The sequence below is a fragment of the Cellulomonas sp. P22 genome, assembly GCF_044392165.1.
This window is the reverse complement of sequence record NZ_JBISBW010000007.1, coordinates 362,965-388,670: the sequence shown is the minus strand read 5'-3', so window position 1 is coordinate 388,670 and position 25,706 is coordinate 362,965. Positions and strand designations below refer to the sequence as shown.

The window sequence follows — 25,706 nt, the reverse complement described above, 5'->3', positions numbered from 1 at the left end:
TCGACATCAGGCCCGGCCGTCTGGCTCACGTGACGCCCTGACATGTGATGCAGATCACTGTCTGCGCTGATGATGCACCTGCGGGTCGAGCGTTCCGTGCTGGACGCCACGAGCCACTCGTGGCGGGACATCATCGCGTTGGCGGCGTGGGCTGCTTTGGGGGATGCCGATGCGCTCTCCGCGCTCCATCGCGCCGGGCAGAAGGTCGACGGCCCTGCGATGGTCGTCCATCGCTATCTGCTCGCCGCCGCCGCGGAGCAGGCAGGTCAGTCCGAGCTCGCCGACAGCGTGTGGAGGGATGTGGCCGCAGTGACGGAGCCGACCATGGTCGTGCTCCGGCGGAACGTCGTCGCCGACGTGTTCCACCGGTCCACCTCGGACGTGGAGTCTGCGGCGACCACCCTGGGTCGGTCGGCGCGTGCGGTGATCGACATGATGCCGTTCCCCGAAGACGACCTGTGTCCGACGCGTGATGTCGTCGACCGTCTCGAGGCCCGCGGTGACCACGCCAGCCCTTCTCGTGCTCGAGGTGATGGCGGCGTTCCGGCCTCGCGCGCGGGAGCTTCGCGCACTCCTCAAGGAGCGCGAGGCGGGTGGCGGGTGGTGGCATGAGCACACCCCGGGGCTGGTTGCTGCGATGTGCGCGACCGCAGTGGCCGTCCTCTGCACCCTGACGGGCCTGTCCCACTGGATCACGTTCGGTGGTGCGCTGGGGGCGTTCGTGGTGTGGCACCTGTGGCGGCTGCCGCAGGGGAGGGGGTTGTCGGCGGTCGACGCCCGCGTGCTGTCCGGCGCTCGTGCGTTGATGCCCGACGTCGCGGCGAACATCCCCGATCGGGTCCGCTGGCTCGGCGGGGCCATCACCGGCGGCACCCTCGCCTTCTTCGGGGCCGTCGCGGTGGTGTCCGTCGTCATGGAGGTGCTGCTCGCGGACGCCTACCAGGCGAACATGGCCACGTTCGACGCGGTCGCGTGGCCGCTGGTGTGGCTGGCCACAGTGATCGGTGGTGCGGCAGGCCCGCACCTGCTGCGGGGCTTGCAGGCGAAAGCGACCCGCCAGTACGTGGACCAGCTGCGGTCCACGCAGGTGGAGTGCGTCCGCGGCTGCGTGTGCCTCAGCACGATCGGCATGCGCGGGATCGAGACCGACGCCTACACCTCACGCCATCTGCACGCCGCTGAGCCCGAGGTCGTCGCGATGGTCCCCGTCATCCCGACTGCCACCGTCCAGGCTCTCCAGTGCCCCGTGTCGCACACGCCGTGGCTCTTGGTGCGGCTACCCGGCCGTGAGGCGCTGCTGTTCAGGGGCACGCTCGAGCGCCTGGTGGACGCGCCAGGCGATGCGGTGGGCGGATATCTCTGAGGGTGTCCGGTGCGGTCGGAGCCGGTCGTCCACGATGGTCCAGGCGGTCTGGTCCACGCATGCTCGCCCGACGAGCGTCCCCCCTGGGGGCGGACGGCGCCTCAGCACCGCCAACCGCACCCCAGGAGGGGAGCGTGCGTGCGATCAGAGCGAGCTGGCGACCCCCGCCCGCCAGACGGTGCGCAGCGCCAGCGTGTCAGCGATGCGGGTGGTCGGATCGCCGTCGACGAGCAGGAGGTCCGCCCGCAGACCGGGGGCGATCCGTCCCCGGTCGTCGAGGCCGAAGCGACGTGCCGGCACCGAGGTGGCGGCGCTCAGCGCTTCCACGGGTGTCAGGCCGGCGCGGACGAGGAGCTGGAGCTCGTGGTGCACGCTCGCGCCGTGGGCGACCCCGCCCAGGTACGGCACGGGGACGGATGCGTCCGTGCCGACCAGCAGGTCGACCCCGGCGCTGTGCAGCGCGGCCGCCGACGCGAGGACGTCGTCGAGGTTCCCCACGGGGTAGCGGGCGATGCTCGATCTGAGCGTGGCGAGCCACGCCGGGTCCAGACGGGACGACACCCGTGGGTCGGCGGCGAAGGCCTCGCCGGTGAGCCCCATCATCGAGGCGTCGAGCACGAGGCAGGGCACGACGAAGGCGCCGGAGGAGGCCAACGCCGCGACGACCTCGGGGGTGTGCGGCCGGTCCATGAACAGGTGGGTGAGACCGTCGACGCCCGCGCGCACCGCGGACATCGTCGCGTCGATGGTGAGCGCGTGCGCGACGGTGATCCGCCCGAGCCGGTGAGCCTCGCGGACAGCTGCGTCCACCGTCGCCTGGTCGAGGCACGGCAGGCCGGGGTGCCCTTCGACGGTTCCGTCGTCGATCATCAGCTTGATGTAGTCCGACCCGGCATCGACGAGTCGGGGGATCCAGGCGACAGCTTCGTCCGGGGTCGTGACGAACGGCATGACGGGTGCCGGCCCCTCGCTCCGGGGCGGGCCGCCGGGTCGCTCGCCCGCGGGGAAGAGCTCGGAGGGGTGCCCTCCCGGCGGGGTCAGCGCGAAGCCGGACGAGCGGACGTCGGCGAGCCGAGGGTCGGCGCCGACCCGACGCTGGGTGTCGCCCGTCATCGCGCCCTGCATCTCGAGCTCTGTGGTGACGCCGAACCGGAGGGCCTGGGCGAGGGCGCGCTCGGACGTGTGGACGTGGGCGTCGATGAGCCCGGGCAGCAGCGTGGCGCCGCGGGCGTCCACGACCTCGGCCGCCGAGGAGACGGGCCCGCCGACGTCGACGATGCGGTCGCCCTCGAGGGTGACGGTGGTGGCGTCGAGGACGCGCACACCGTCGAAGAGTCGGGCGTCGGTGATGGTGGTGATCATGGTGGCCTCCCTGGCGTTGAATGCATGACGTTATGCACATATGTGCGTCAGCGCAACTATCGGGTAGGGTCGTGGACATGGAGAGACCGCATCAGCGAGGAGCCACCGAGCCTGGCGACCACGACGAGTGGGACGAGGACCGCCTGCTGGACGAGGTCGGAGCCGCCTTCTCCCGGCTGCGCCGGCGCACGACCCAGATCTCGGACGATCCGGCGCCCAGCCGCAAGGACCTCAGCCGCAACATCGTGCTCAACATCGTCGACGAGGAGCCTGGCGAGATGACGGTCGGCGGTGTGGCGGAGCGGCTCGGCATCGACCCCTCGGCCGCCAGCCGGGCCGTCTCCGACTGCATCACGGCCGGCCTGCTCGAACGCCGTGCGTCGCAGCACGACGGGCGTCGCACGCTCCTGGCGATCACTCCCGAGGGCGACGCGCTGCGTCGGCGCTTCCGTCGTCAGCAGCGAGCTGCGTTCGTCCACATCACCGCTGACTGGTCAGACGAGGACCGTCTGACCTTCGCCCGCCTGCTCGTGAAGTACGACCAGGCGACCGCCCGCCTGTCCGAGTGACGTCGGGGTGGCGGCGGCGGCGTGGGTCACGGCTTGTCGTGGACGGTCACCGCGTACCCGTCCGGGTCGGCGAACGTGAACGCCCGGCCGAAGGGGCTGTCGGACGGGGCGGAGAGGATCGGCACGCCGGCCGCGGCGAGGTCGTCGTGCAGGGCCTGCGCGTCCGTGGCGTGCAGCCACAGCGCCACGCCGACTCCGGGCCGCGGGTGCGCGGAGTCGAGGTCCACGCCGGGGAGCGGCTCGCGGACGGCGAACGCGATGGGCTCGGTCGCGAAGACGACAGCTCCGGGCGGGCTCGCCGGCGTGCGCCGCAGCCCGAGCCGGGTCTCGTAGAAGTCCGCCGATCGGGGCAGGTCGCGCACCTGCAGGGCGATGAAGTCGGGTCCGGTCACGGTCATGGGTTCTCCAGGTGCTGCTCGATGTCATGGTCCTGACATCCCCAGTGTGTCAGGATGTTGACATGGCGCAAGTAGTTCTCGGCCCCCTCGACGAGTCGGTGGGCTACGCCCTGAAGCAGGCCGCCGCCGTGCTGCGCTCCTCGATGGACGGCGTCCTGCGCCCCCTCGACCTGACCGTCCCGCAGTACGCGTGCCTCGAGCTGCTCAAGCAGCACCCGTCGCTGACCAACGCCGAGCTCGCGCGCGGGGTGTTCGTCAGCCGGCAGTCCATGAACGGCGTGCTGCAGGGCCTCGAAGAACGCGGGCTGGTGGTCCGTCCGGACCGGGCCGAGCGTGGCAGGGCCCTCCCGGCCCGGTTGACCGACCTCGGACGGGAGCGCCTCGACGTCGCCAGCAGCGCGGTCCGGCAGGTCGAGGAGCAGATGGTCGCGGCGCTCGGCTCGATCGAGAAGCAGCAGCTGCTCGCCGCGCTGACCTCGTGCCGACGGGCGCTCGAGCCGCACGGGACCGAGCCCGGCGCACCCCGCTGAGCCGCGACCGCTCGACCGGGCGTCAGAGGGTGAGCAGGAGCGTGTCGGAGGATCCGGAGCGGCCGACCGGGCGGAAGCCGCGTGCCTCGTAGAGCCGACGAGCGGCGCTGTTGCCGTCCTCCACGCTCAGGCTGACCGAGGCGTGGCCCGCGTCCCGCAGCCGCGCGAGGCACGCGTCGAGCAGCAGCGACCCGACGCCCTGCCCGCGGTACGGCGCGAGCACCGCCATGCCGAGCTCGGGCACGTCCTCGCCGACGAACCCGTACCCGGCCTTCGACGCCGGGACCAGACGGGCCCACGCGGCACCGACGGCGATCCCCCTGGGGGTCTGCGCGACGACCCCCAGGTCCGTCGGCTGCTGCCAGCCGGCCAGGTGGTGGGTGAAAGCGGCGTCTCCGCGCACCTGCGCGAGCGTGACCCGCGCCTCGCCGGTCCAGTTGAACGCCTCGACCAGGAGCCGCTCGAGAAGGTCCAGGTCGGCCGAGGTGGCCGGACGCAGCTGCATGGCAGCCATCGTGGCAGCCCTGGGCGGGTCTGCACCCGAACCGCTACGCGTCCGGGTCGGACGACCGCGGACGCCCGGGCCGTCGCTGCGGCTGCGCGCCGCGCGGGTGCCGTCCCGCGTCGTCGAGCGCGCGGCGCAGCAGCATCTCGATCTGGGCGTTGACGCTGCGCAGGTCGTCCGCTGCCCACCGGGCGACCGCGTCGTGCACCGCCGGGTCGAGCCTCAGCAGCACGGACTTGCGTGTCGCCGCCCGCGCGGGGGTGGCGGGCGGCGACGTGTCCTCCGGGTCCGCCCCCCCAGCGGGACCCTCCGACGTCATGAGTACAACGAGCCCGCGTTGACGACGGGTGTCGCACGGCTCTCGCCGCACAGCACGACGAGCAGGTTGGAGACCATCGCGGCCCGACGGTCGTCGTCCAGGACGACGATGCCGTCCTTCTCGAGTCGACCGAGCGCGTCCTTGACCATCGACACCGCGCCCTCGACGATGCGCGAGCGGGCGGCGATGATCGCGCCGGCCTGCTGGCGCTGGAGCATGGCCTGGGCGATCTCTGGGGCGTAGGCAAGACTTGAGATGCGGGCCTCGATGACCTCGACCCCGGCGATGGCGACGCGGGCCGCGACCTCGGCCGCGATCTCGTCCGAGACGAGGTCGGTCGCGCCGCGCAGCGTCTCCTCGCCCTCGTCGGCCTGGTCGTAGGGGTGGGACATGGCGACGTGGCGCAGCGCCGACTCGGACTGCACCCGGACGAAGTCGCCGTAGTCCTGGACCGCGAAGCTGGCCTTGGCGGTGTCGGCGACCTGCCAGACGACGATCGCGGCGATGTTGATGGGGTTGCCGTCCGCGTCGTTGACCTTGAGCTCGTTGGTCTCGAAGTTGCGCACCCGCACCGAGACCCGCTTGCGGGTGGTCACGGGAACGGTGAAGACGAGGCCGGTGCGGCGGATCGTGCCGAGGTAGCGGCCGAACAGCTGGACGACGAGGGTCTGCCCGGGGCTGAGCACGGACAGGCCGGTGAGCGGCAGGCAGGCCGCGGCCATCAGCACCACGCCGAGGACGACCAGTGCGTCGTTGGTCGTCGACCCCGACTCGGACGCCACGAACAGCCAGATCGCCCCGGCGCCGAGCGCGAGGGTCACGAGCAGCGCCACCACGGCGCCACCGGCGCCCGATGACCAGGCCAGGCGCTCCGTCACGTCGACGCGGGTGCCGTCATGCCCCACCGGGAGCCCGGCCGGTTCGCCACCGACCGACTCCTGCGGCGGCGTGGTGCTCTCGTTCATCGCGTGATCCTCTCTGCGGACGTCGCCCGTGCGACGGCATAGCAAAGTGATATCACATTAGAGGTCGCCGTGAGGCTCGTTCGGGCAGCAGGGTTCAGGCGGAACCGGTCGTGACGAACCAGACCATCAGAGTCGTGCCGAGCAACCCGCAGACGATGCCGGTGATCGCCCGCCCGCGGCCGTGGCCGCCCTGCTTCGCGCGGGCGAGCGCCCAGACGCCGATGCCGATCGAGACGGGGCCGAGCACCCAGATCGCGAGCGAGAACAGGCCCAGGTACCCGGCGGTCACCGATTGCCACGAGCGCCCGACGGGCAGCATCCAGTGCATCGCCGAGGACGGCCCGTGGTCCGGCACCGGCGCCCCGTAGGTCTGCGTCGGGAACGGCTGACCCGCGTACTGCCCCGCATACGACTGCGCTGCGTACGGCTGCCCCGCCGACGGCTGTGCTGCGTACGGCTGCCCGGCGGACGACTGAGCTGCGGACGGCTGCCCCGCGGATGGCTGCGCCTCGAACCGCTGCCCCGCGTACGGCTGGGCGAACGCGGGATGTCCGTCGCCCGATCCAGCGGGTGCCGATGGCGCCGGGTCCACCGTGGGCGGCGTCGGGGTGGTGTGCGCCGTCCACTCGACACCGTCGAACCAGCGGAGGTGGCCGGCGGTGACGCCGTCGGGGTACCAGCCGGGCGGAATCGTGGCGGGTGTCGTCATGTGCGGTGTGTCGACCTGGTTCGGGTGCATCTTGAGCCGCCCACGAACGGGTCACTCGTTCAGCCGTGCGGTTCCCGATATTCATGCGGGGGAATCGTCGATCGTAACGATACGATCCAGGGGCGCCGAACGGTCTGCCGGGGGCGTCCCATCCGCTTCTGACCCGTTGTTCGCGAGGTTCGTCAGCTATGCCCAAGGTCCTGACCACAGGAAGTCCGTGGCGCGTCATCCTCGCCTTCGCGGTGCCGCTGCTCGTGGGCAACGTCGTCCAACAGCTCTACCAGGTGGTCGACGCGATCGTCGTGGGCCGGGTGCTCGGGGTCGACGCGCTCGCCGCCGTCGGGGCGACAGGCAGCTTCCTCTTCCTGCTCCTCGGCTTCGCGTGGGGACTGACGTCCGGCTTCGCGATCCCCACCGCGCAGGCGTTCGGCGCGGGGGACATGCCCGCGGTCCGCAGGTCGGTGGCGGCCGGGACTGTGCTCACCGCTGCGACCAGCGTCGTCCTGACGGTCGGCGCGACCCTCGTCGCCGGACCCGCGCTGCACCTGCTGCGCACCCCCGAGGAGCTCGTGCCGCAGGCGACGACCTTCGCGGTGGTCAGCTTCCTCGGCTCGGCCACCGTGATGTTCTTCAACTACCTCTCCGCGATCATCCGGGCCATCGGCGACTCCCGCACCCCGCTCCTGTTCCTCTCGCTCAGCTGCGCGCTCAACATCGTGCTCGTGATCACCCTGGTCGGCGGGCTCGGGCTGGGGGTGGGTGGCGCGGCGCTCGCGACCGTCATCTCGCAGGCGGTGTCCGTCGCGCTGTGCCTGGTGTACGTCCGGCACCGAGTTCCCGTGCTGCACGTGCACCGCGACGACTGGCGCGTCACGCGTCACGACCTCGTCCGGCACCTGCGGCTCGGTCTGCCCATGGGGTTCCAGGCCTCGATCATCGCGATCGGCACGATCGCCGTGCAGGTGCGGCTCAACCAGCTGGGCTCGTCCGCGGTGGCCGCCTACACGACGGGGACCCGACTCGACGGGCTCGCTGTCGCCCTCCTCGCGTCGCTCGGTCTCGCTGTGTCGATGTTCACCGCCCAGAACTACGGCGCCCAGCGACCGGACCGCATCCGGACCGGCGTCGTGCAGGCCGCGGGGATGTCCGTCGCCGGTGCGATCGTCATCGGCGCCGTTCTCATCACGGCGGGCGGCCCCATCGTCAGCCTGTTCGTCGGTGCCGGCGAGGAGCATGTCGTCACGATGGCGTCGCACCTCCTGGTCGTCAACGGCGCGATGTACACACTGCTGGGAGTCCTGTTCGTGCTGCGCGGTGCGTTGCAGGGCCTCGGGCAGACATTCGTGCCGACGCTCACCGGCGTCGTGGAGCTCGTCATGCGCGTCGGCGCCGCGATCGTGCTCGGTGCCGCGTTCGGCTTCAACGGGGTCGTCTGGGGCAACCCGCTCGCGTGGATCGGCGCCGTCGTGCTGCTCGTGCCGGCCTACCTCCGCGCGCACCGCCGGCTCGCCGTCGACCCGGTCGTCGTGGGCGACCTGGCTCCCGACGTGATGGCGATCGAGGGGCCGATCGAGGGGTCGGCGGTCGTCGAGGCGATGATCCCCGTGCCGGTGGGCGCAGATGACGCCCTCGACGCCACGATCACGCCCGTCGACGCCGCGTCTCGTGGAGGGTCGCGCGCGTCATCGGACGCCTGAGGGATCCGTCCGCTCGATCGGTCCGGTCGTCCGACCACGCGGTGACCGGCTGAGTGAGGCACCGGGCAGGACGAGGTCGATCACGCGCTGCAGGCGGGTGTCCTCGGCTGAGCGGAGCGGCGGCACGAGCAGGGTGGTGATGCCCAGGTCGGCCGCCGCGCCGTCCCACGCTCCCCGGTCGCCGACCATGAGCACCTCTGCCGCCGCCAGGGCCAGCCCTGCCAGTGCCGCGCGGAAGATCTCGGGATCGGGCTTGGCGACGCCGAGCTCGGACGACAGCACCCAGCAGTCGACGAGGTCGGCCCACGTGCCACCGTCGGGCCTGGCGTGCGCTGCGAAGGCCGGGCGGATGTCGACATGGATGTCGCTCACGACTGCGACCCGCACCCCGGCGTCGGCCAACGCCTCGAGCAGCGGCCCGACGTCGTGCGCGAAGGGGTTGTCGAGCACGTCGGACTCGGCGGCGTACAGTGCCGCGGCGAGCTCGTCGTCGAGGCCCGCCTCGCGGAACCAGGCCAGGTACGCCGATCGGTGCAGGGCGGCGTCGGTGTCGATGGCGGACGAGGCGACAGCGGTGTCGTCGGCCTGGGCGAGCTGCTCCAGGACGCCCGCCACCGCGTCGGGCGAGGCGTCGCGGCCCGTCACGTGCAGCGCCCGCACCACGAGCGACCGCGGGGACGGGCCCACGACCAGCGTCCCGCGCCAGTCGAGCAGGACCCCGCGGAACCGCGGGGGGATGTCGGGTGCCGGCGACGTCATGGCGCGACCCTCTCACCCCTGCGCACCTCCCGGGTGCTCGATCGCCGGTCCCGTCCACGACTGGCGCGGCAGGGCTGTCGTTGCCACGCTGTGCCGATGGCCGGACGTGCAGTGCTGGTGACCGGGGCGTCACGAGGGATCGGTGCGGCGACGGCGCGCGCGTTCGCCGCAGCCGGCGACCGGGTGGCCGTGCACTACGGGCGGTCCACCGCCGCCGCGGAGCAGACGCTGGCCTCGCTCGACGGCGCCGGGCACCTGATGGCCCAGGCCGACCTCGCGGACCCGACGGCCGTCCGGAGCATGGTCGAGGAGGTGGCGGCCGAGCTCGGCCGGATCGACGTGCTGGTGAACAACGCGGGCGTCTTCGTGTCGCACCCGATCGAGGACACCACCTACGAGGAGTGGCAACGGGCGTGGGCCGAGACGCTCGGGGTCAACCTCGTCGGCGCCGCGAACGTCGCCTGGTGCGCGGTGCGGCACATGCCCGACGGCGGCCGCATCGTCAACGTGTCCTCGCGTGGCGCGTTCCGCGGTGAGCCCGGGCAGCCCGCGTACGGCGCGAGCAAGGCCGGGCTGGTCGCGTTCGCGCAGTCGCTCGCCCGCGCTCTCGGGCACCGGGGGATCGCGGTGACGACGGTCGCGCCCGGCTGGGTGGCCACGGACATGGCCGCCACCAGGTTGGCCGGGCCTGAGGGCGACCAGCGTCGCGCGGAGAGCCCGCTCGGTCGGGTCGCCACCCCGGAGGAGGTCGCCGCTGCGGTCCTCTACCTCGCGTCGCCCGAGGCCGAGCTCGCGAGCGGCACCGTCCTGGACCTCAACGGCGCCTCGTTCCTGCGCATGTGACCGCCTGGCACGTGACGACGTGCCGGGATCGCGCAGAACCGCCGGACCGGACCAGGGTCGTCCTAGGATCGGGCCGTGGCCATCCTGTACTCAGCGCAGCTGCACCCGACCAAGCTCGAGCTCCTGGCGGGGTGGCTGCCGACGCAGCCCTGGTTCGCCCATGACGCCGACGTGCCGCTCGACCGGGTCGGTGCGTACCGGTTCGACGACCCGGCCGGCGAGGTCGGGGTCGAGACGATCCTGGTCCGGGCCGACGACACGGTGCTGCAGGTGCCGCTGACCTACCGCGACGCACCCCTGCCGGGTGCTGACCCGTGGCTGGTCGGCACCATGGAGCACTCGGTGCTCGGCACCCGCTGGGTGTACGACGCCTGCACCGACCCCGTCTACGCGGCGACGCTCGCCTCCGTGGTGCTCGGCGACGCCGTGCAGGCCGAGGAGGTCGTGGTGACGCCCGACGGCGAGCACCAGCCGCGCACCCCCTCGACAGTGGTCCGCGCCGAGCCGGCCGGGTCGGCGACCGACGCGCCGGCGCCGCCGGTCGACGGTCCCGTGCCGTGCTCGACCACCGGGAGAGCCACCACGATCCTGATCGGCGGGGCCGAGCTCACGGTGCTGCGGGTGCTCGACCTCGACGTGCACGGCAGCGCCCTCCCCGCGCTGGTCGGCACGTGGCCGGAGCAGGCCGAGCCCGTGCTGCTCGCCACGGCCCGTCCGATCTGAGGCGGCTGACCCCCGTCACTGCTCCTCGTCGCGGCAGCGGTTGGTCACGACCATCACCGGGCACATCGCGTGGTGCAGCACGGCCTGGCTGGTCGAGCCGAGCAGCAGCCCGGTGAACCCGCCCCGCCCGCGGGACCCGACCACGACCAGGTCGACCGTGGACGAGAGCTCGATGAGCAGCTCCGCGCCGTTGCCGTCGACCACGCGCCGCTTCACCTCGACACCGGGGTGACCCACGAGGGCGCGGTCCACCTCGACGTCCAGCGCCACGGCGACGTCCTCGAGCAGCTTCGCGGTGTCGACGGCGGCGCTCATCCACGCCATCGTGGAGCTGCTGCCGGGCATCGGGACACCGGCGACCGCGGTCAGCTCGGCACCCCACTCCTCGGCCTCGCTGATGGCCCGGCGCAGCGCGTTCTGGGACTGCGGAGAGCCGTCGACGCCCACCATGATCCGGCGCACCGGGCGCACGGGCGGCACGGCGGCGTCGGCCGGCACCTGCTGGCCGCGCTGCGTCCCGCGCAGCGGAACCACGACCGTCGGGCACGAGGCGTGCGCGGGCAGGCCGGACGAGACGGTGCCGAGCAGGCGGTTGGCGAACCCACCCCTGCCCCGGGTGCCGACCACAGCGAGCCCGGCCTCGTGGGACATCTCGACGAGCACCCCCGCGGCGTCGCCCGTGGCGACCGTCCCCGAGACCTCGATGCCGCCGACCTCGACGGCCCGCGTGGTCGCTTCGTCGACCACCGCGTGCGCTCCCGTGATCGCGTAGCCGCCGTCGAGCGACGCGGCCGATCCCGCGGGGAGCGTGTACGCGCTGACGATGCGCAGGGCATGCCCCCGGAGCCGCGCCTCGGCGGCGGCCCAGTCGAGCGCGTGCAGGCTGGCGGCTGAGCCGTCCACGCCCACCAGGACAACAGGCTTCGCCGTCATGGCCATACCTCCTGCTCGTGCGGTGCTGGCGTCGTTGCCGCCCCGCTGACACCCCGAACGTACGACTGGGGGGTCGAACGGTGGCCGGGACGTTCGTCCTCGACGTGCGGGGTGATGATCACCGGCACCTCGCCGGGCTCGCCTCACGTCGCGCGGACGGCTCCCTGGCGGGTGCGGTTCGGGGGTCGAGGGACCGCGACGACCTGCACGTCGTCGGCGTAGACGACGAGCCCGGGGTCGTCGGTGCGCAGCTCTTCCCACGCGACGCCGTACCGGTCGAGCAGGTCGAGATAGCCCCGGGCGAGGGCGACCAGGTGTGTGGCGTCGGTGCGGAACCAGGCGCGCGCCCCGGGGTTGGTGCGGGGGTCGTAGCAGCTCGGGTCGACGCTCGAGGGGTCCGCGTAGGTGGCCTCGCAGCGGGCGTTGGCCGCACGCCACCAGGTGTGGTCGTCGTCGCTCAGGCGGCCGTCGCGCGCGAGCCCGTTCGCGAGCGCGAACAGCCCGGAGTGGTGCCCGCGGCGGTTCGGTGCCGGGCTCTGGAACCGGACGTAGGCGCCGTTCTCCGTGCCCGCGGGGCTGCGCTGGTCGGTCACGGCATGCACCCTCTCGTCGGCGGGTGGGGAGCGCGCCAGTCTGCACCAGGTGCGGCGACGGCGGGTGCGTGACGCGCAGGGCGGTCTGACGCGGGAGCAGGACCGGCCACGGCGATAGTCCTGAGGCGCTATCATCGTCGAGTGACGATGCAAAGTGGAGGCGAGATCGGCGTTCTCGAGGCGGGTGGCGCGCTCGACGAGGCGGCGGCGATCGCCCCCGCGGGGGCCCTGTTCCGGGCGCTCGGTGACAGCACCCGGCTGCTCATCGTGCAGCACCTGTTCTCGGGGCCGCACCGCGTGCGCGAGCTGACCGAGCACCTGGGGCTCGCGCAGAGCACGGTCAGCGCGCACCTGGCCTGCCTGCGCGAGTGCGGCCTGGTCGAGTCGCGCCCGGTCGGCCGCGCGTCGATGTACTCGATCGTCGAGCCCGATCGCCTGACGACCCTGCTGGCCGCGACCGAGGGTCTGCTCGAGGCCACCGGATCGCGCGTGACGTTGTGCCGCCACCTGCGTCCCGCCCGATGAGCCACGACCACGGCCACGCGCACGGGCTCGCGGCGGGCGCCGAAGATCACCGTGGACGCCTCGCTGTCGCCTTCGGGATCACAGCCTCGATCCTCGTCGCGCAGGCCGTCGGTGCGCTGCTCACCGGCAGCCTCGCGCTGCTGGTCGACACCGCGCACATGCTCACCGACGCCGCGGGGCTCCTTCTGGCCCTGTTCGCGGCGTCGCTCACGCTGCGACCCGAGTCGCCCACGCGCACGTGGGGGTTCCGCCGGGCCGAGGTGCTGGCCGCGCTCGCGCAGTCCGCGGTCCTGCTCGCCGTCGGCGTGTACGTGCTGGTCGAGGGCGTGCAGCGGCTGTTCAGCCCACCCGAGATCCCGTCGGGCGAGCTCGTCGTCTTCGGCGTCATCGGACTGGTCGGCAACATCGCGTCGCTCCTGGTGCTCGCGAGCGGACGCAAGGCGAACCTCAACATGCGTGCCGCGTTCCTCGAGGTCCTCAACGACGCGCTGGGGTCGGTGGGCGTGATCGTCGCCGCGATCGTCATCGCGACCACCGGCTGGCAGCAGGCCGACGCCGTCGCGGGCCTGCTCATCGGGGCGCTGATCGTGCCGCGCGCGGTCCGGCTGCTGCGCGAGACGGCCTCGGTGCTGCTCGAGACGACGCCCCCGGGGCTCGACCTCGAGCAGGTGCGGTCCCACCTGCTCGACGTGGACCACGTGAACTCGGTGCACGACCTGCACGCGTCCCTGATCGCGACCGGCCTGCCCATCATCAGCGCGCACGTCGTGGTCGACGAGGGGTGCTTCCGCGACGGCCACGCCGCCCGGATCCTCGACGACCTGCAGGAGTGCGTCGCGACCCACTTCGACGTGCCCGTCGAGCACTCGACGTTCCAGATCGAGCCCGTGACCCACCGGGACCACGAGGCCCCCAGCCACGCCTGACCCTGCTGTCGCTGGACGGAGCGCTGGACGGAGCGCTGCGCCGTGCCGGGGACAATGGGGGTGTGAACCGATGCCCCTGCCTGAGCGGGCTCCCGTACGACGAGTGCTGCGGGCCCCTGCACCGCGGTGACGCGACCGCCCCGACCGCCGAGGCGCTGATGCGCTCGCGGTTCAGCGCGTTCGCCGTCGGGGACGCCGCGTACCTGCTGCGCACGTGGCACCCGAGCACCCGCCCCACCGACCTCGAGCTCGACCCCGACGTGCGCTGGTACCGCCTCGACGTGCTCGCGGCCGCGCGCGGGGGCCTGCTCGACACCGTGGGCACCGTCGAGTTCCGGGCGTACCACCGCTCGCCCGACGGACCCGGCGAGCTGCACGAGCTCAGCCGCTTCGCCCGTGACGGCGGGACGGCCGGGGCGTGGACCTACCTGGATGGAGATGTGTCATGAGCGAGGACGTGCTCGACGCGCTGCGCCGCTACCCGGACCTCGAGGCGCCGAATCTGTACGCGGTCGACGCGAGCGACCGCCTGATCCTCGACGAGGCGGCGCCGGCGCTCGCCGACGCCCCGGACGGCACGGTCGTGGTGATCGGCGACCGCTACGGCGCCCTGACCCTCGGCGCGTGGGCGCAGCACGGCACGACCGGGATCCGCACCCACCAGGACCGGCTCACGGGTGAGCTCGCGCTCGCGGCGAACGCCGAGGCGGTCGGCGCGTCGGGCACGTTCACGTCGCACGGGCTCGACGCGTCCCTGGTCGTGGGTGCCCGCGTGGTGCTGCTCCAGCTGCCTCGCTCGCTCGACGCCCTCGACGAGGTGGCGGCGCTGATCGCGGCCCACGCCGACCCGCGGGTCGTGGTGGTCGCCGGCGGGCGGCTCAAGCACATGAGCCGCGCGATGAACGACGTGCTCGCGCGGCACCTCGGCACGGTCGAGGCGCGGCTCGCGCGGCAGAAGTCCCGCGTGCTGGTGGCCTCCGACCCGCGACCGGCCGCTGATCGCCCCGCCGCCTCGTGGCCCGCTCGCGAGCACCACGCGGACCTGGGGCTGACGGTGTGCGCGCACGGCGGCGTGTTCGCGGGCACGGGTATCGACATCGGGACGCGCTTCCTGCTCGAGCACCTGGGCCAGATGGCCCCGACGGCGACGTCGGCCGTGGACCTCGGGTGCGGCACGGGGGTTCTCGCGGTCGCGCTCGCGCAGGCCCGGCCCGATCTGCAGGTCATCGCGACCGACGAGTCCTTCGCGGCCGTGGCCTCGGCTCGGGCCACCGCCGAGGCGAACGGTGTCGCTGACCGCGTGCAGGTCGTCCGCACCGATGCTGCCGGGTCGGTGCCGGACGCCTCGGTCGACCTCGTGGTGCTCAACCCTCCGTTCCACGTCGGCGCCGCGGTGCACCCCGGGGCGTCCCGCGCGCTGTTCGCCGACGCGGCCCGTGTGCTGCGCCGCAGCGGGGAGCTGTGGGTCGTGTGGAACTCGCACCTGCAGTACCGGCCCGTGCTCGAGCGTGCGGTCGGGCCGACGCGTCAGGCCGGGCGCGGCCCCAAGTTCACGGTCACGGTGTCGAGGCGCGCGTGATCTGACGGGGGTGTGGCCGGGGTGTCGGCGCCCCGCCCGGAACCGCTCGCGGTCCGCGGGTCGAATCGATTCGACACGCGCCACCGCCGACGGCTAGCGTGCTCGCCAGCCCGTGCCGCCCTCGAGAGGACCCGTTGTGACCGACCTGCTGCCCTATCTCGACAGCACGCTCCCCGTCTCGGAGCGGGTCGCCGACCTGGTCGGCCGGATGACCCTGCCCGAGAAGGTGGGTCAGATGCTGCAGCTCAACGCGCAGGAGGGCGTGCCGCACCTGGTGCAGGACCTGCACGTCGGCTCCCTGCTGCACACGTCCCCCGAGCGCGTGCTCGAGGCCGCGGCGCTCACCGAGCAGACCCGGCTGCGGATCCCGCTGCTCGTCGCCGACGACTGCATCCACGGCCACTCGTTCTGGGAGGGCGCCACGATCTTCCCCACCCAGCTCGGCATGGCCGCGACCTGGGACCCCGACCTCGTCGAGCAGGTGGCCCGCGCCACCGCCGTCGAGGTCGCCGCGACGGGCATCCACTGGACGTTCTCGCCCGTGCTCTGCATCGCGCGCGACCTGCGCTGGGGCCGGGTCAGCGAGACGTTCGGCGAGGACCCGTTCCTGATCGGTGAGATGGCCTCGGCGATGGTGCGCGGCTACCAGGGCGACGGGCTCGACGACCCGACCGCGATCCTGGCGTGCGCCAAGCACTTCGCGGGCTACTCCGAGACGCAGGGCGGCCGCGACGCGAGCGAGTCCGACATCTCGCGCCGCAAGCTGCGCTCGTGGTTCCTGCCGCCGTTCGAGCGGGTGGCCCGTGAGGGCTGCCGCACGTTCATGCTCGGCTACCAGTCGACCGACGGCGTGCCGATCACGGTCAACCAGTGGCTGCTCAACGACGTGCTGCGCGGCGAGTGGGGCTACACCGGCACCCTCGTGACCGACTGGGACAACGTGGGTCGCATGGTCTGGGAGCAGAACCTGTTCCCCGACTACGTCCAGGCCTCCGCGGCCGCGCTGCGTGCCGGCAACGACATGGTCATGACGACTCCGCAGTTCTTCGAGGGGGCGCAGGAGGCCGTCGCGCGCGGCCTGGTGAGCGAGGCGCACGTCGACGCCGCCGTGAGCCGCATCCTCACGCTGAAGTTCGAGCTCGGCCTCTTCGAGGACCCGCGCCTGCCCGATGTCGCCCGCCAGGCCGAGGTGATCGGCACCGGCGAGCACGCCGCCCTCAACCTGGACGTGGCCCGCCGTTCGCTCGTGCTGCTCACCAACGACGGCGTGCTGCCGCTGGCCGGCGGCTTCACCGCCGACGGCACGGGGCGCGCGGTCGGTGACGGCACCGCCCGCACGGTCGCGGTCGTCGGCCCCAACGCCGACGACCCCCAGACGCAGCTCGGCGACTGGGCCGGCGCGTCCGGCCAGGTCGACTGGATGGTCGGGGGGATGCCGCGTCACATGACCCAGACCGTGCTCGACGGCTTCCGTGACCACGTGCCCGCCGGCTGGACCGTCACGCACGCGCGGGGCGCCGACATCCTCACCGTGGGCCCCGACCCCGAGGGCGCCTTCTTCCCCGACGGCCAGCCCCGACCCGACGTCGTCATCCCCGCCGACCCGGACGCGGCGATGATCGCCGAGGCCGTCGCCGCGGCGCAGGCCGCCGACTACGTGGTGGCCGTGGTGGGCGACCGCATCGAGCTGATCGGCGAGTGCCGGTCGACCGCGACCCTCGAGCTCATCGGCGGGCAGGTCGCGCTGCTGGACGCGCTGGCCGAGACCGGGACGCCGATGGTCGTCGTGGTCATCGCCTCGAAGCCGCTCGTGCTGCCGCCCTCGGCCCTGGGCGCGTCCGCGATCGTCTACGCGTCCAACCCGGGCATGCGCGGCGGCCGGGCGGTCGCCGAGCTCGCTCTCGGGCTGATCGAGCCGTCCGGTCGGCTGCCCATCTCGTTCGCCCGGCACGTGGGCCAGCAGCCCACCTACTACAACCAGATCCGCGGCCAGCACGGCACCCGGTACGCCGACCTCACGCAGAGCCCGGCGTTCGCGTTCGGCGAGGGGCTCACGTACACGACTGTCGAGTACGCGGACCTGCGCGTCCTGACCCCGTCGGTCACGCCGGACGACGTGGTGAAGGCGCAGGTCACGCTGCACAACACGGGCGAGCGTCCGGCGATCGAGACGGTCCAGGTGTACGTGAGCGACACGGTCACGTCGGTCACGTGGGCGGACAAGGAGCTCAAGACGTACCGCAGGGTCGAGCTCGCACCGGGCGAGTCGCGCACGGTCGACATCGAGCTGCCGGTGGCGGACTGCACGCTCGTGGACGCCGAGGGTCGCCGGGTGGTCGAGCGGGGCGCCTTCGAGCTGCTGGTCGGGCCGTCCTCGCGCACCGAGGTGCTGCTGCGCGCGGGCTTCACCGTCACGGCCGACTGACCTCGGTCCCCCTGCCGTCGGAGCTGGGGACCCACGTCCTGTGGCCCCAGCTCCCTCGGAAGGACACCACCGATGAGTGGCTATCGCGTGCTGTCTGACCCGTGGCTGGTTCGGCGGTTCGTGGTGCCGCCGTGCCACTCGAGCAGCAGCAGGGCGGCGTCGTCCTGGACGTCGGCGCCGACGGTCTCGAGGAACGTGCGTGAGATGTCCTGCGCGACGTTGCGGGGGTGCCGGTCGGCGGTGTCGCGGAGCGCCCCGGGCAGGTCGAAGGCGGCGGCGCTGCGCTCGAGCATGCCGTCGGTCATCAGGAGGAGCCGGTCGCCTGGGTGCATCTCGATCTCCTGGGCCTGGTACTCGTGCGTCCGCAACCCGAGCATCGGGTTGTTGGCCGGCGCGACGCGGGTGACGTGGCCGTCGTGGAGCAGGAGGGCGCCGGGGTGCCCGGCGTTGATGATCCGGACCACGGTGCGGTCGTCGTCGTCCTCGTCGTGGCCGGACCGGAGGTCGATCTCCAGGAGGATCCCGGTGACGTAGTCGCCGGCACCGCGGATGCCGTGGTCGATGAGTGCCGTGTTGGCGGCGTGGGCCTGCTCGGCCAGGTCGGCGCCCTGTCGGCGGGCGTTGCGCAGTGCGTTCACCGCGAGCGTCGCGAGCAGGGCGGCGTTGAGGTCGTGCCCGACGGCGTCGGTGAGGGTGGCGACGAGCCGGTCGGCGGACGCCACGTAGTCGAAGGTGTCGCCGGCGGCGCTGGCAGAGGGTTCGAGCCAGCCGGCGATCGTGAAGGAACCTCCCTCGCACACGAAACCGAGCGGCAGCAGCCGACGCTGGATCTCACGGGCCAGGGTGAAGTCGGCCGAGCGCATGGCCGTCTCGTAGCTGTCGGTGTGGCGCTGGTTGGCGACCAGGACGTAGCCAAGAGCGTGCGCCACCGCCGCGAGCTGCTCGGCCGACGCCGGGTCGAGCTCGCCGTCGACGACGTCCGCGGTGTCTGCGTCAGGGCCGTGCGGGGGCATCTGCACCGCAAGGACTCCCAGGGCGTCGCCACGCACGGTGACGGGTGCGTAGGTGCGCCCCTGCGCGTCGTGCACCACCCGCTGCTCGCGCCAGGCGCGTCCCGGGTCGGTGCTGTCGAGCGGGTAGCGGGCGTCGAGGTCGGCGTGGTCGACGAGTGTGTTGCCGGCGGCGTCGGCGATCAGGAACGAGGCGGACTCGACGCCGAGGGTGCGGCGCAGCGCGTCCGTGGCGGCGGACATCGCCTCGGCCGGGGAGACGTCCTCCGCGGCCGTGAGCAGGGCAGAGATGTCGACGAGGGGGGCACGCTTCACCCAGCAACGATGTCACGCCCCGAGGACGACGGGCTAGGGGAGGGTCGTGGCACGCCCGACGCGGGCGAGCTGTTCGATCTGCTCGTCCGCACCGTCTGCACGCGTGTGACGTCGAGGTCAGCGAGCTCGGCCCACTCGCCGCTTCGTCGGTGACGGTCAGCCGAGGCGCCGCTGCCACTCGCCCGACCCGCCCGCGGCGCGGAAGCCGAGCGCGGTGTTGATGGCGAGCATGTGCGCGTTCTCCTGGGCGTTCCACGTGCCGACGCGGCGGACCTCGGGCCGGGAGGTCGCGAGGCGCTGCAGGTTGACCACCTTGACGAGCATGCCGAGCCGGTGGCCCCGGTGCTCGCGCAGCACGAGCGTCTCGTCCTGCTCGACGTACTCCCGGGAGTGCGTCGGGCACACGAACGACGTGAACGCCACGAGCCGACGGGAGGGCACGTGCTCCGCGGCGGTCACCCGGTACTGCCGTCCGCGCCGCTCGAGCTGGTCCTGCATCGCCTCGACCCGGGCGGCGTCCCAGACCTCCTCCTCGATCTTGAGGTCACCGTGCGGGTCGTCCGTGCTCATCCGGGCCAGCAGCGCCGCGAACCCCGCGACCAGGTGCTCGGGGCAGCGGCCCTCCCACGAGACCGTGCGGTAGTCGGGGCCGGCGGCTGCCGCTGCCCGGGTGCCGAGCTCGGCGAGCCGTACGGGGTCGAGCGGGACGTCGAGCACCGAGTACCGCGCGACCTGCTCGAGCGCGTACTGCTGCGACAGCGCGAGCCGGACACCGGGCTGGTCCCGGTCCACGAGGCCGTGCCCGGTCGCGGGCACTAGCGTCGACGGCCCGGGTGCCGGTTCGGCCCGCTGGTCGGTCGAGGCCGTGACGTACGTGCGTCCGGCATCCCGGACGAGGTCGAGCGCGGCGGCGTGCAGCGCCCTGCCGATCCCGCCGCGCCGCGCCGCTGGTCGAACGGCCACGTCGACGAACGCCGTGAAGGTGTTGTCCGCGAGCGGCATCTGGACCCGGGCGACCCCGAGCACGCGGGCCGGGTCGGGCGCGTCGTGCGGGTCGTTCCGCACCGCGACGAGGAAGGTCTTGCGGGCGTAGCGCTGGTCGGCGAGCCACACCCGGTACTCGTCCGTGGTCAGCGCCTGGTCGGTGTTGCCCCAGCTGTCGAGCAGGCTCTCGGTCGCCACCTCACCGCTGCCGCGCAGCAGCCAGGCGTCCTCGGCGTCGAGCGAGTCGGGGACGGGCGTGCTCCGCAGGGTCCAGGAGGTCGTCCGCGAGGTCATCGTCCGAGGCTAGAGCGCCGAGGGGACCTCGACCACGACCAGCTCGTTGCCGTCCCCGTCGCGGAACGTGAACATCGGCGGCGTGCCGGGCAGGGCGAGCAGGTCGTCCACGTCGACCCCGAGGTCCGCGAGCACGGTCCACGCCGCGGCGGCGTCGTCGGTGGTCAGCCGGATGCCGGTGTTCACCCCGGTGGACAGCCCGCCGCCGCTCGTCAGGCCGATGGTCGTGGCACCGGTGCCGGCGTCGCGCGCGGCGATCTCGACCCAGCGCTGGTCCTCGCCGAACGTGCTGTCCATCTGGACCTCGAAGCCGAGGGCGTCCGTCCAGAACGCCACCGCCTGGTCCATGTCCGTGACGGGCACCACGACGGTGCGGATGCCGGTGATCGACGACAGGCTCGAGGTGCCGTCACCTTGTGCGCTCATGTTCGCCCCCTGGGGTGGGCCCCGGGCGAGGCCCGTCCTTCGGACCCTAGACCGGGCCGCCGTCGGGCGCCTCGCAGGGAGGTGGCGATCTGCGCCGGCACCTTCGTGGCTGGACCGATCGGGGGACAGACCGCCTGAAAGGCCGCATCGGTCGATAGCCTGCCGCGCGTGACGGCCTTCTACGACGACCCGGATGCGGCGATCGCCAAGGTGCAGCGTGACATCGCCGAGGCGCAGGAGCGGGCCCGGCGGGCTGGAGAGGTCAAGGCGTCGATCGACCGGGTCCGCGGGCGGGCGCGCAGCCCACGCGGCGAGGTAGAGGCCGAGGTCGACGCGACGGGTCGGCTGACGGGCCTGGTGCTCGCCGATGCGGCGACGGCGCTGCGGTCGGACGACCTCGCGGCGCTGATCCGCGACACGGTCGACGCCGCCGCTCGGGACGCGGGACGGCGCGCCGTGGCGGTGACCGACGACGCCTACGGCGAGGGATCGGCCATCAGCAGCCAGCTGCGCGCCGAGCTCGACGCGCGCGAGGCGTCCCGATGAGCGCCGACGCGATGGTCGTGGACACCGAGGTGCTGCGCCGCCACGGGGTCCGGGTCCAGCAGGTCACCTCCGACCTGGCGACCGCGCAGGCCGCCGCGGCCACGACAGACCTCCACGGCGGGGCGTTCGGGCTGCTGTGCTCGTTCCTGCCGCTGATCGTGCAGGGCGTGGACGACGCCGCGCGGCAGGCGATCTCGGCGGTCCACGACGCGTCCGACGCCATGGTCGGCGAGCTGGGGTCGATGGCGCGATCCATCGATGCGGTCGACGAGCGGGTGCAGGACGCCCTCCGAGGCCTGCTCGAGGCGCTCGACCGGTGAGCGCCAACCCGCTGGTCGTGGGGCCGGTCAACACCTCGTCGGCGTTCGGTGGCCTGGGCGTCGTGGAGTCGGTGGCGGATCTGTGCTCGGCCCTCGAGTCCGGCTCGTGGCTGTCGACGGGCATGGCCGGGGTCGGGGCCGTGCTGGACGTCGCGGCGACGGTGATCGACCCGTTGGGGTCGTTGATCGCGGCGGGCCTGGGCTGGTTGATGGAGCACCTGCAGCCGCTCAAGGGGTGGCTCAACGATCTGACCGGTGATGCCGGAGCGGTGCTGAGCTTCGCGGGGACGTGGGACAACGTCGCCGGGGCGATGGGTTCGGCCGGGGACGAGCTCGTCCGGGTGGTGCGGGCCGACCTGGAACACATGTCGGGGGAGTCGATCACCGCCTACGCGGCCTACGCCGACGCGCTCGCCGAGCGCATCCGGGTCACCGGCGACTCGGCGTCGGCGATGGGATCGGCGCTGACGACCTGCGCGATGGTGGTGCAGGTGGTGCACGACCTGGTGCGCGACACCCTGGCCCAGCTGGTCGGCTCGATCATCTCCTGGGCGACCGAGGCGGTGTTCACCCTCGGGCTGGCCACCCCGGTGATCGTCGGGCAGGTCTCGACCCGTGTCAGCTCGCTGGCCACCAAGGTCGGCAGGTCCGTCACCGACGTGATCACCTCGGCGAAGTCGCTGAAGAACCTGCTCGAGGCCATGAAGGACGCCCTGCGGCAGCTCGCCGGCAACGTCCGCACCAAGCGCCCCGACGTGGGTGACGTCCCCCCGCCGACCCGTCTGCCCTCGGCGCCGCCGGCCCGGACGGCCCTGCCCGACATCTCCGACCTCCACCACCCACGGGACGGGGGAGACCTCGACGCGTGGGCCGACGCCGTCGCCGGTCGCCATCCCGACCTCACGCCCGACGAGGTGAAGGCGATCTATCGTTACACCACCGAGCCCGGGTATGAGGAGATGAACGGCTTCTTGCGAGGCACGTCGACGTTCTCACCGCAGGGCGCAGCGCGAATTCAACGGGACATCGACGATGCCGTGGCAGGGCTCGGAAAGCTCCCTCAGAGCAGCGAGCGGGTTTTTCGAGGTGCGAAGTTCCCACCTCAGGTCCTCGATGAATGGCAACCGGGGGAGATTGTCTCAGATTCAGCATTCTGGAGCACCAGCACCAGTCGAGCGGTCGCAGAGGAATTTAGAGTCCGAAACGGCGGGAACGTATTCATCACACTTCAGAGAGGGGTGCGCGGGGTTGATGTTCAGCAACTCTCCCATTTTGATGGGGAGAGTGAGATCCTGTTGCTCCCCGGAACGAGACTCCGGGTGCTCGACCGAGTGATGGACCCGGGTGGGGTCTGGCAGTTAGTTGCTGAGGGGGGCACGTCATGAGATTTCGGAGGATCCGCGAGGAGCCGACGCCCACGCCTGATGAGGAGATTGACCCCGGGGGATTGTCCGGTATGACGTGGGCGGAGGTGATGGCGCTCGACCCGGCTGATCGGGCAGCACGTGAACGGGCTGAAACCGAGTGGAAGACCGCGCGGTACGAGCGTGCTCACGGCCCTTTCGACCCGAGCAAGATCAGCCGCAGGAAGGGACAGATGCCGGTCATCACGCGGACGGTCGGCATGACCCTGTCGGACGGCACGCACGTGGTGTTCGATCCGCCGATCGAGCCGCCGACGTGGGATTCGGAGCTGATCTACGACTACGACGGCCATGGGAACCTGCTGCCGGAGGACGAGCGTCCGAGCGTCATCCGCGCACGTGAACGCGAGCGAGCCGCGGAGCGGCCCGAAGGAGAGGATCGGCGATGAGTGAGTCGGCACTGGGCAGGTTCCTGGATGCGATCGACAAGCTGCCTGCGTTCAACGGGATCGCGTTCCGCGGTCTGGCCGCCGGTGAGGTGGAGCCGCCGCCGCTGGGCGTGGTGACGGGGGTGCTCGCGGCGTCGCGTGACGCGCGGGTCGCGAGCGAGAACTTCACGGCGGGGCGGCTCCTGGCGCTGCTGAACCGCACGGGCCGCGACGTCTCGGTGTTCGCGGAGCGTCCCGCCGACGCCGAGATCGTGGTGCGCCCCGGTTCGGTGTGGCATCGGCTGACGGAGTTCGAGGTGCCGGGGATCGCGGTGCCGGTGCTGGTGCTCGAGGAGCTCGACGTCGCGGGCACCACTCCGACGCCCACCGAGTGGGGTGACACCCTGGCCGAGCTGACCGCGCGGGTGGCCCGGACGGTCCAGCAGTCGCTCGCGGCGGCGCCGATCGAGGTCGGTCAGCCCGGGAAGTTCGTCGGGCCGTGGGCCGCTCAGGTCGCCGAGCTCCGGTGAGCCTCCGCGCCGTCCCCGCCGGTCCGGGACCCGGGCGGTCAGTCGGCTGATCGGGCGAGCGCCTCGTCGACCCCTGGCTCGAACGGTCCGAGGTGCACGGGCCGGCGGCCCGTCGCCGCGTCGAGGGCTGCCTTCATCGCGGCGGGCACCTCGCGCAGCCGGTACTTCACCGACCGGGTCAGCGACTCGCTCGCGGAGGGCGCCCCGATGCCCGACGCGTCGATCCCTGCGTGGGTGCACGAGAACAGCGCGCGGCGCAGGTGGTAGTCCTGCGTGACGACGACCGCGCTCTCGACGCCGAAGATCTCGTGCGCCCGCACGCACGTGTCGTGCGTGTCGAGGCCCGCGTAGTCGAGCACCACGGCCTCCGCGGGGACGCCGTGCTCGATCAGCCAGGTGCTCATCGCGGTCGGTTCGTCGTATTCGACGCGTGAGTTGTCTCCCGAGACCAGGATCGCGCGCACGCTGCCCCGCTCGTAGAGCTCGCGGGCGATGTCGAGGCGTCGGCTGAGGAACAGCGACGGGGTGCCGTCGGGGCGCAGCCCGGCGCCGAGCACGAGGGCGACCGGCGCGTCGGGCACGTCCTCGAGCGAGTGGACGCGTGAGCCGGGGGAGAGCTGCACCCAGGCCACCGGAATGCCGACCAGCACCACGGCGGCCGCGAGCACGACGGCCCCTGCCGTCCGCCAGGGGTGCGCGGTGAGGCGGTCCCGCAGCGTCGGCCCGGTCGTCATCGGCTCATCATGGCCGCCACCACGTCCGTCCGGGCCGGTTCGCGGGCGGGTTCAGCCGCGCGGAAGATCGGCCGGGGATCCGGGATCGTCGCCCGGCAGGTGCGTCGCGGCCCACGCGGCGACCGCACGGAGCGCGGGGACGAGCGCCTGGCCCGATGCGGTGAGCGAGTACCGCACCGCCACGGGCGGGCCCGGGTCGACGTCGCGGATGACGACGCCCGCGGCGACGAGCTCGGCGAGCCGACCTGCCAGCACCGAGTCGCTCACGCCGACCGCGCGACGCAACGCGGAGTAGGCGGACGTGCCGTCGGCGAGCGCGCCGAGGATCACGCCGTTCCACCGTTTGCCGAGGAGGGCGAAGGCGCGGGCGAGGGCGTTGCGCTCCGCGTCGGCCGTCATCTGTGTGAGACTACGGGATCAGGAGTTGCTTCGAATCAAGAAGTGGGCAGACAGCGGTGACGGATCTTCAGATCGGGTGTCTCGTCGGGAGCCTCGCGCAGGGCTCCCTCAACCGTCGGCTCGCCGAGGCGCTGGCCGCCCGCGCCCCCGAGGGCGTGAAGATCACCGAGATCACCATCGGTGAGCTGCCCCTGTTCAACAGGGACATGGAGGTCGACTACCCGCAGTCCGCGGTGCGCTTCAAGGCGGACGTCGCCGCGACCGACGCGCTGCTCTTCGTCACCCCCGAGCACAACCGCAGCATCCCCGCGGCGCTCAAGAACGCGATCGACTTCGCGAGCCACCCGCGCGGCACCAACGTGCTGGCCCACAAGCCCGCGGCCATCCTCGGCGCCTCACCCGGCGCGGTTGGCACCGCGGCGGCCCAGGCGCACCTGCGCTCGATCCTGCCGGTGCTCGACGTCGTGCTGCTCGGCCAGCCCGAGATGTACCTGCAGGTAGGGATCGACTCGTTCGACGAGACGGGCGCGCCGCAGGAGCTGCTCGGCGAGCACCTCGACCGCTTCCTCGACACGTTCGTCACGTTCGCCCGCCGGCACCGCGCCGAGCCCGCGCAGGCCCGAGTCGCCTGAC

32 protein-coding genes are annotated in these 25,706 nt (G+C 72.7%); 18 read left to right on the top strand and 14 right to left on the bottom strand.

Annotated features, from left to right (window positions below; genetic code table 11):
- The first annotated feature begins 69 nt into the window (after positions 1-69).
- Both ACGIF2_RS10800 and ACGIF2_RS10795 read left to right on the top strand, forming a co-directional pair.
- Positions 70-612 carry a hypothetical protein gene (locus tag ACGIF2_RS10800; protein ID WP_396046402.1) on the top strand — a complete coding sequence of 181 codons (543 nt, stop codon included), beginning with the start codon at positions 70-72 and terminating at the stop codon, positions 610-612.
- 25 nt (positions 613-637) lie between these two features.
- On the top strand, positions 638-1,363 hold the full coding sequence (locus ACGIF2_RS10795) for a hypothetical protein (protein WP_396046400.1): 726 nt from the start codon (positions 638-640) through the stop codon (positions 1,361-1,363).
- A gap of 144 nt (positions 1,364-1,507) precedes the next feature.
- On the opposite strand, the gene ACGIF2_RS10790 is transcribed toward ACGIF2_RS10795, so the two are convergent.
- Positions 1,508-2,725: an amidohydrolase family protein gene (locus ACGIF2_RS10790; protein WP_396046398.1), complete on the bottom strand. Its 1,218-nt coding sequence runs from the start codon at positions 2,723-2,725 to the stop codon at positions 1,508-1,510.
- A 77-nt stretch (positions 2,726-2,802) separates the two neighbouring features.
- Between ACGIF2_RS10790 and ACGIF2_RS10785 the strand changes: the two genes are divergently transcribed.
- Positions 2,803-3,294 carry a MarR family winged helix-turn-helix transcriptional regulator gene (locus ACGIF2_RS10785; RefSeq protein ID WP_396046396.1) on the top strand — a complete coding sequence of 164 codons (492 nt, stop codon included), beginning with the start codon at positions 2,803-2,805 and terminating at the stop codon, positions 3,292-3,294.
- Positions 3,295-3,320: 26 nt separating this feature from the next.
- On the opposite strand, the gene ACGIF2_RS10780 is transcribed toward ACGIF2_RS10785, so the two are convergent.
- On the bottom strand, positions 3,321-3,692 hold the full coding sequence (locus ACGIF2_RS10780; protein ID WP_396046394.1) for a VOC family protein: 372 nt from the start codon (positions 3,690-3,692) through the stop codon (positions 3,321-3,323).
- 62 nt (positions 3,693-3,754) lie between these two features.
- Here ACGIF2_RS10780 and ACGIF2_RS10775 point away from each other — a divergent pair, with 62 nt between their 5' ends.
- The gene (locus ACGIF2_RS10775; RefSeq protein WP_396046392.1) at positions 3,755-4,222 is read left to right on the top strand and encodes a MarR family winged helix-turn-helix transcriptional regulator; all 468 of its coding nucleotides are present in this window, start codon (positions 3,755-3,757) and stop codon (positions 4,220-4,222) included.
- Between the two features lie 22 nt (positions 4,223-4,244).
- Here ACGIF2_RS10775 and ACGIF2_RS10770 read toward each other — a convergent pair whose 3' ends face one another.
- The 4 genes from ACGIF2_RS10770 to ACGIF2_RS10755 all read right to left on the bottom strand — a co-directional run bounded on the left by ACGIF2_RS10770 (position 4,245) and on the right by ACGIF2_RS10755 (position 6,720).
- Positions 4,245-4,736 carry a GNAT family N-acetyltransferase gene (locus tag ACGIF2_RS10770; protein WP_396046390.1) on the bottom strand — a complete coding sequence of 164 codons (492 nt, stop codon included), beginning with the start codon at positions 4,734-4,736 and terminating at the stop codon, positions 4,245-4,247.
- 34 nt (positions 4,737-4,770) lie between these two features.
- Positions 4,771-4,959: a hypothetical protein gene (locus ACGIF2_RS10765; RefSeq protein ID WP_396046388.1), complete on the bottom strand. Its 189-nt coding sequence runs from the start codon at positions 4,957-4,959 to the stop codon at positions 4,771-4,773.
- Between the two features lie 83 nt (positions 4,960-5,042).
- Positions 5,043-6,011 carry an SPFH domain-containing protein gene (locus ACGIF2_RS10760; RefSeq protein ID WP_396046386.1) on the bottom strand — a complete coding sequence of 323 codons (969 nt, stop codon included), beginning with the start codon at positions 6,009-6,011 and terminating at the stop codon, positions 5,043-5,045.
- A 94-nt stretch (positions 6,012-6,105) separates the two neighbouring features.
- Positions 6,106-6,720, bottom strand: coding sequence for a DUF2510 domain-containing protein (locus ACGIF2_RS10755; RefSeq protein ID WP_396046384.1), 615 nt, complete (start codon positions 6,718-6,720; stop codon positions 6,106-6,108).
- A 188-nt stretch (positions 6,721-6,908) separates the two neighbouring features.
- Between ACGIF2_RS10755 and ACGIF2_RS10750 the strand changes: the two genes are divergently transcribed.
- Positions 6,909-8,417 (top strand): MATE family efflux transporter, encoded by a 1,509-nt coding sequence (locus tag ACGIF2_RS10750; RefSeq protein WP_396046382.1) that lies wholly within the window; start codon positions 6,909-6,911, stop codon positions 8,415-8,417.
- On the opposite strand, the gene ACGIF2_RS10745 is transcribed toward ACGIF2_RS10750, so the two are convergent.
- Positions 8,403-9,176 carry an HAD family hydrolase gene (locus ACGIF2_RS10745; RefSeq protein WP_396046380.1) on the bottom strand — a complete coding sequence of 258 codons (774 nt, stop codon included), beginning with the start codon at positions 9,174-9,176 and terminating at the stop codon, positions 8,403-8,405. The two genes, ACGIF2_RS10750 and ACGIF2_RS10745, sit on opposite strands and share 15 nt — an antisense overlap.
- Positions 9,177-9,272: 96 nt before the next feature.
- On the opposite strand from ACGIF2_RS10745, the gene ACGIF2_RS10740 reads away from it, so the two are divergent.
- A complete protein-coding gene (locus tag ACGIF2_RS10740) occupies positions 9,273-10,019 on the top strand; it encodes an SDR family NAD(P)-dependent oxidoreductase (RefSeq protein ID WP_396046378.1) in 747 nt (248 codons plus the stop codon).
- Between the two features lie 75 nt (positions 10,020-10,094).
- Positions 10,095-10,742 carry a hypothetical protein gene (locus ACGIF2_RS10735; RefSeq protein WP_396046376.1) on the top strand — a complete coding sequence of 216 codons (648 nt, stop codon included), beginning with the start codon at positions 10,095-10,097 and terminating at the stop codon, positions 10,740-10,742.
- 15 nt (positions 10,743-10,757) lie between these two features.
- On the opposite strand, the gene ACGIF2_RS10730 is transcribed toward ACGIF2_RS10735, so the two are convergent.
- On the bottom strand, positions 10,758-11,675 hold the full coding sequence (locus ACGIF2_RS10730) for a universal stress protein (protein WP_396046374.1): 918 nt from the start codon (positions 11,673-11,675) through the stop codon (positions 10,758-10,760).
- A gap of 143 nt (positions 11,676-11,818) precedes the next feature.
- On the bottom strand, positions 11,819-12,268 hold the full coding sequence (locus tag ACGIF2_RS10725; protein WP_396046372.1) for a hypothetical protein: 450 nt from the start codon (positions 12,266-12,268) through the stop codon (positions 11,819-11,821).
- A gap of 147 nt (positions 12,269-12,415) precedes the next feature.
- On the opposite strand from ACGIF2_RS10725, the gene ACGIF2_RS10720 reads away from it, so the two are divergent.
- The 5 genes from ACGIF2_RS10720 (at position 12,416) to ACGIF2_RS10700 (ending at position 17,723) form a co-directional block, all read left to right on the top strand.
- Positions 12,416-12,793 carry an ArsR/SmtB family transcription factor gene (locus ACGIF2_RS10720; RefSeq protein WP_396046466.1) on the top strand — a complete coding sequence of 126 codons (378 nt, stop codon included), beginning with the start codon at positions 12,416-12,418 and terminating at the stop codon, positions 12,791-12,793.
- Positions 12,790-13,719, top strand: a complete 930-nt coding sequence (locus ACGIF2_RS10715; protein WP_396046370.1) for a cation diffusion facilitator family transporter — start codon at positions 12,790-12,792, stop codon at positions 13,717-13,719. Before ACGIF2_RS10720 ends, ACGIF2_RS10715 begins: the two co-directional genes overlap by 4 nt.
- Positions 13,720-13,781: 62 nt before the next feature.
- Positions 13,782-14,168 (top strand): YchJ family protein, encoded by a 387-nt coding sequence (locus ACGIF2_RS10710; RefSeq protein ID WP_396046368.1) that lies wholly within the window; start codon positions 13,782-13,784, stop codon positions 14,166-14,168.
- Positions 14,165-15,298: a class I SAM-dependent methyltransferase gene (locus tag ACGIF2_RS10705; RefSeq protein ID WP_396046366.1), complete on the top strand. Its 1,134-nt coding sequence runs from the start codon at positions 14,165-14,167 to the stop codon at positions 15,296-15,298. The genes ACGIF2_RS10710 and ACGIF2_RS10705 overlap by 4 nt, the downstream gene beginning before the upstream one ends.
- 136 nt (positions 15,299-15,434) lie before the next feature.
- The gene (locus tag ACGIF2_RS10700) at positions 15,435-17,723 is read left to right on the top strand and encodes a glycoside hydrolase family 3 N-terminal domain-containing protein (protein ID WP_396046364.1); all 2,289 of its coding nucleotides are present in this window, start codon (positions 15,435-15,437) and stop codon (positions 17,721-17,723) included.
- Between the two features lie 80 nt (positions 17,724-17,803).
- Here ACGIF2_RS10700 and ACGIF2_RS10695 read toward each other — a convergent pair whose 3' ends face one another.
- The 3 genes from ACGIF2_RS10695 to ACGIF2_RS10685 all read right to left on the bottom strand — a co-directional run bounded on the left by ACGIF2_RS10695 (position 17,804) and on the right by ACGIF2_RS10685 (position 20,752).
- Entirely contained in the window at positions 17,804-19,048 is a 1,245-nt protein-coding gene (locus ACGIF2_RS10695) for a PP2C family protein-serine/threonine phosphatase (RefSeq protein WP_396046362.1), read from the bottom strand.
- A 156-nt stretch (positions 19,049-19,204) separates the two neighbouring features.
- On the bottom strand, positions 19,205-20,326 hold the full coding sequence (locus tag ACGIF2_RS10690; RefSeq protein WP_396046360.1) for a GNAT family N-acetyltransferase: 1,122 nt from the start codon (positions 20,324-20,326) through the stop codon (positions 19,205-19,207).
- Between the two features lie 9 nt (positions 20,327-20,335).
- Complete coding sequence (locus tag ACGIF2_RS10685) at positions 20,336-20,752, bottom strand: VOC family protein (protein ID WP_396046358.1); 417 nt, start codon at positions 20,750-20,752, stop codon at positions 20,336-20,338.
- 168 nt (positions 20,753-20,920) lie between these two features.
- Here ACGIF2_RS10685 and ACGIF2_RS10680 point away from each other — a divergent pair, with 168 nt between their 5' ends.
- The 5 genes from ACGIF2_RS10680 (at position 20,921) to ACGIF2_RS10660 (ending at position 23,940) form a co-directional block, all read left to right on the top strand.
- Complete coding sequence (locus ACGIF2_RS10680; RefSeq protein WP_396046356.1) at positions 20,921-21,298, top strand: YbaB/EbfC family nucleoid-associated protein; 378 nt, start codon at positions 20,921-20,923, stop codon at positions 21,296-21,298.
- Complete coding sequence (locus ACGIF2_RS10675) at positions 21,295-21,618, top strand: type VII secretion target (RefSeq protein WP_396046354.1); 324 nt, start codon at positions 21,295-21,297, stop codon at positions 21,616-21,618. Before ACGIF2_RS10680 ends, ACGIF2_RS10675 begins: the two co-directional genes overlap by 4 nt.
- Positions 21,619-21,758: 140 nt before the next feature.
- Entirely contained in the window at positions 21,759-23,003 is a 1,245-nt protein-coding gene (locus ACGIF2_RS10670; protein ID WP_396046352.1) for an ADP-ribosyltransferase, read from the top strand.
- Between the two features lie 86 nt (positions 23,004-23,089).
- On the top strand, positions 23,090-23,431 hold the full coding sequence (locus tag ACGIF2_RS10665; protein WP_396046350.1) for a hypothetical protein: 342 nt from the start codon (positions 23,090-23,092) through the stop codon (positions 23,429-23,431).
- Positions 23,428-23,940 carry a hypothetical protein gene (locus tag ACGIF2_RS10660; RefSeq protein ID WP_396046348.1) on the top strand — a complete coding sequence of 171 codons (513 nt, stop codon included), beginning with the start codon at positions 23,428-23,430 and terminating at the stop codon, positions 23,938-23,940. Before ACGIF2_RS10665 ends, ACGIF2_RS10660 begins: the two co-directional genes overlap by 4 nt.
- Before the next feature lie 38 nt (positions 23,941-23,978).
- Here the strand turns inward: ACGIF2_RS10660 and ACGIF2_RS10655 are convergent, their stop codons facing one another.
- Both ACGIF2_RS10655 and ACGIF2_RS10650 read right to left on the bottom strand, forming a co-directional pair.
- Positions 23,979-24,674 carry a vancomycin high temperature exclusion protein gene (locus ACGIF2_RS10655; protein ID WP_396046346.1) on the bottom strand — a complete coding sequence of 232 codons (696 nt, stop codon included), beginning with the start codon at positions 24,672-24,674 and terminating at the stop codon, positions 23,979-23,981.
- Between the two features lie 51 nt (positions 24,675-24,725).
- Positions 24,726-25,073 (bottom strand): winged helix-turn-helix transcriptional regulator, encoded by a 348-nt coding sequence (locus ACGIF2_RS10650; RefSeq protein WP_396046344.1) that lies wholly within the window; start codon positions 25,071-25,073, stop codon positions 24,726-24,728.
- A 56-nt stretch (positions 25,074-25,129) separates the two neighbouring features.
- On the opposite strand from ACGIF2_RS10650, the gene ACGIF2_RS10645 reads away from it, so the two are divergent.
- Positions 25,130-25,705, top strand: a complete 576-nt coding sequence (locus ACGIF2_RS10645) for an NADPH-dependent FMN reductase (protein ID WP_396046342.1) — start codon at positions 25,130-25,132, stop codon at positions 25,703-25,705.
- The last annotated feature ends 1 nt before the right edge of the window (position 25,706 follow it).

Bases quoted from the DNA above. Each gene is read 5' to 3' on its own strand.
- ACGIF2_RS10755 (WP_396046384.1), bottom strand. From the start codon at position 6,720: ATGACGACACCCGCCACGATTCCGCCCGGCTGGTACCCCGACGGCGTC.
- ACGIF2_RS10690 (WP_396046360.1), bottom strand. From the start codon at position 20,326: ATGACCTCGCGGACGACCTCCTGGACCCTGCGGAGCACGCCCGTCCCC.
- ACGIF2_RS10745 (WP_396046380.1), bottom strand. From the start codon at position 9,176: ATGACGTCGCCGGCACCCGACATCCCCCCGCGGTTCCGCGGGGTCCTG.
- ACGIF2_RS10780 (WP_396046394.1), bottom strand. From the start codon at position 3,692: ATGACCGTGACCGGACCCGACTTCATCGCCCTGCAGGTGCGCGACCTG.
- ACGIF2_RS10655 (WP_396046346.1), bottom strand. From the start codon at position 24,674: ATGACGACCGGGCCGACGCTGCGGGACCGCCTCACCGCGCACCCCTGG.
- ACGIF2_RS10785 (WP_396046396.1), top strand. From the start codon at position 2,803: ATGGAGAGACCGCATCAGCGAGGAGCCACCGAGCCTGGCGACCACGAC.
- ACGIF2_RS10675 (WP_396046354.1), top strand. From the start codon at position 21,295: ATGAGCGCCGACGCGATGGTCGTGGACACCGAGGTGCTGCGCCGCCAC.
- ACGIF2_RS10800 (WP_396046402.1), top strand. From the start codon at position 70: ATGATGCACCTGCGGGTCGAGCGTTCCGTGCTGGACGCCACGAGCCAC.
- ACGIF2_RS10730 (WP_396046374.1), bottom strand. From the start codon at position 11,675: ATGACGGCGAAGCCTGTTGTCCTGGTGGGCGTGGACGGCTCAGCCGCC.
- ACGIF2_RS10715 (WP_396046370.1), top strand. From the start codon at position 12,790: ATGAGCCACGACCACGGCCACGCGCACGGGCTCGCGGCGGGCGCCGAA.
- ACGIF2_RS10685 (WP_396046358.1), bottom strand. From the start codon at position 20,752: ATGAGCGCACAAGGTGACGGCACCTCGAGCCTGTCGTCGATCACCGGC.
- ACGIF2_RS10705 (WP_396046366.1), top strand. From the start codon at position 14,165: ATGAGCGAGGACGTGCTCGACGCGCTGCGCCGCTACCCGGACCTCGAG.
- ACGIF2_RS10790 (WP_396046398.1), bottom strand. From the start codon at position 2,725: ATGATCACCACCATCACCGACGCCCGACTCTTCGACGGTGTGCGCGTC.
- ACGIF2_RS10720 (WP_396046466.1), top strand. From the start codon at position 12,416: ATGCAAAGTGGAGGCGAGATCGGCGTTCTCGAGGCGGGTGGCGCGCTC.
- ACGIF2_RS10760 (WP_396046386.1), bottom strand. From the start codon at position 6,011: ATGAACGAGAGCACCACGCCGCCGCAGGAGTCGGTCGGTGGCGAACCG.
- ACGIF2_RS10660 (WP_396046348.1), top strand. From the start codon at position 23,428: ATGAGTGAGTCGGCACTGGGCAGGTTCCTGGATGCGATCGACAAGCTG.
- ACGIF2_RS10795 (WP_396046400.1), top strand. From the start codon at position 638: ATGTGCGCGACCGCAGTGGCCGTCCTCTGCACCCTGACGGGCCTGTCC.
- ACGIF2_RS10770 (WP_396046390.1), bottom strand. From the start codon at position 4,736: ATGGCTGCCATGCAGCTGCGTCCGGCCACCTCGGCCGACCTGGACCTT.
- ACGIF2_RS10650 (WP_396046344.1), bottom strand. From the start codon at position 25,073: ATGACGGCCGACGCGGAGCGCAACGCCCTCGCCCGCGCCTTCGCCCTC.
- ACGIF2_RS10775 (WP_396046392.1), top strand. From the start codon at position 3,755: ATGGCGCAAGTAGTTCTCGGCCCCCTCGACGAGTCGGTGGGCTACGCC.
- ACGIF2_RS10740 (WP_396046378.1), top strand. From the start codon at position 9,273: ATGGCCGGACGTGCAGTGCTGGTGACCGGGGCGTCACGAGGGATCGGT.
- ACGIF2_RS10750 (WP_396046382.1), top strand. From the start codon at position 6,909: ATGCCCAAGGTCCTGACCACAGGAAGTCCGTGGCGCGTCATCCTCGCC.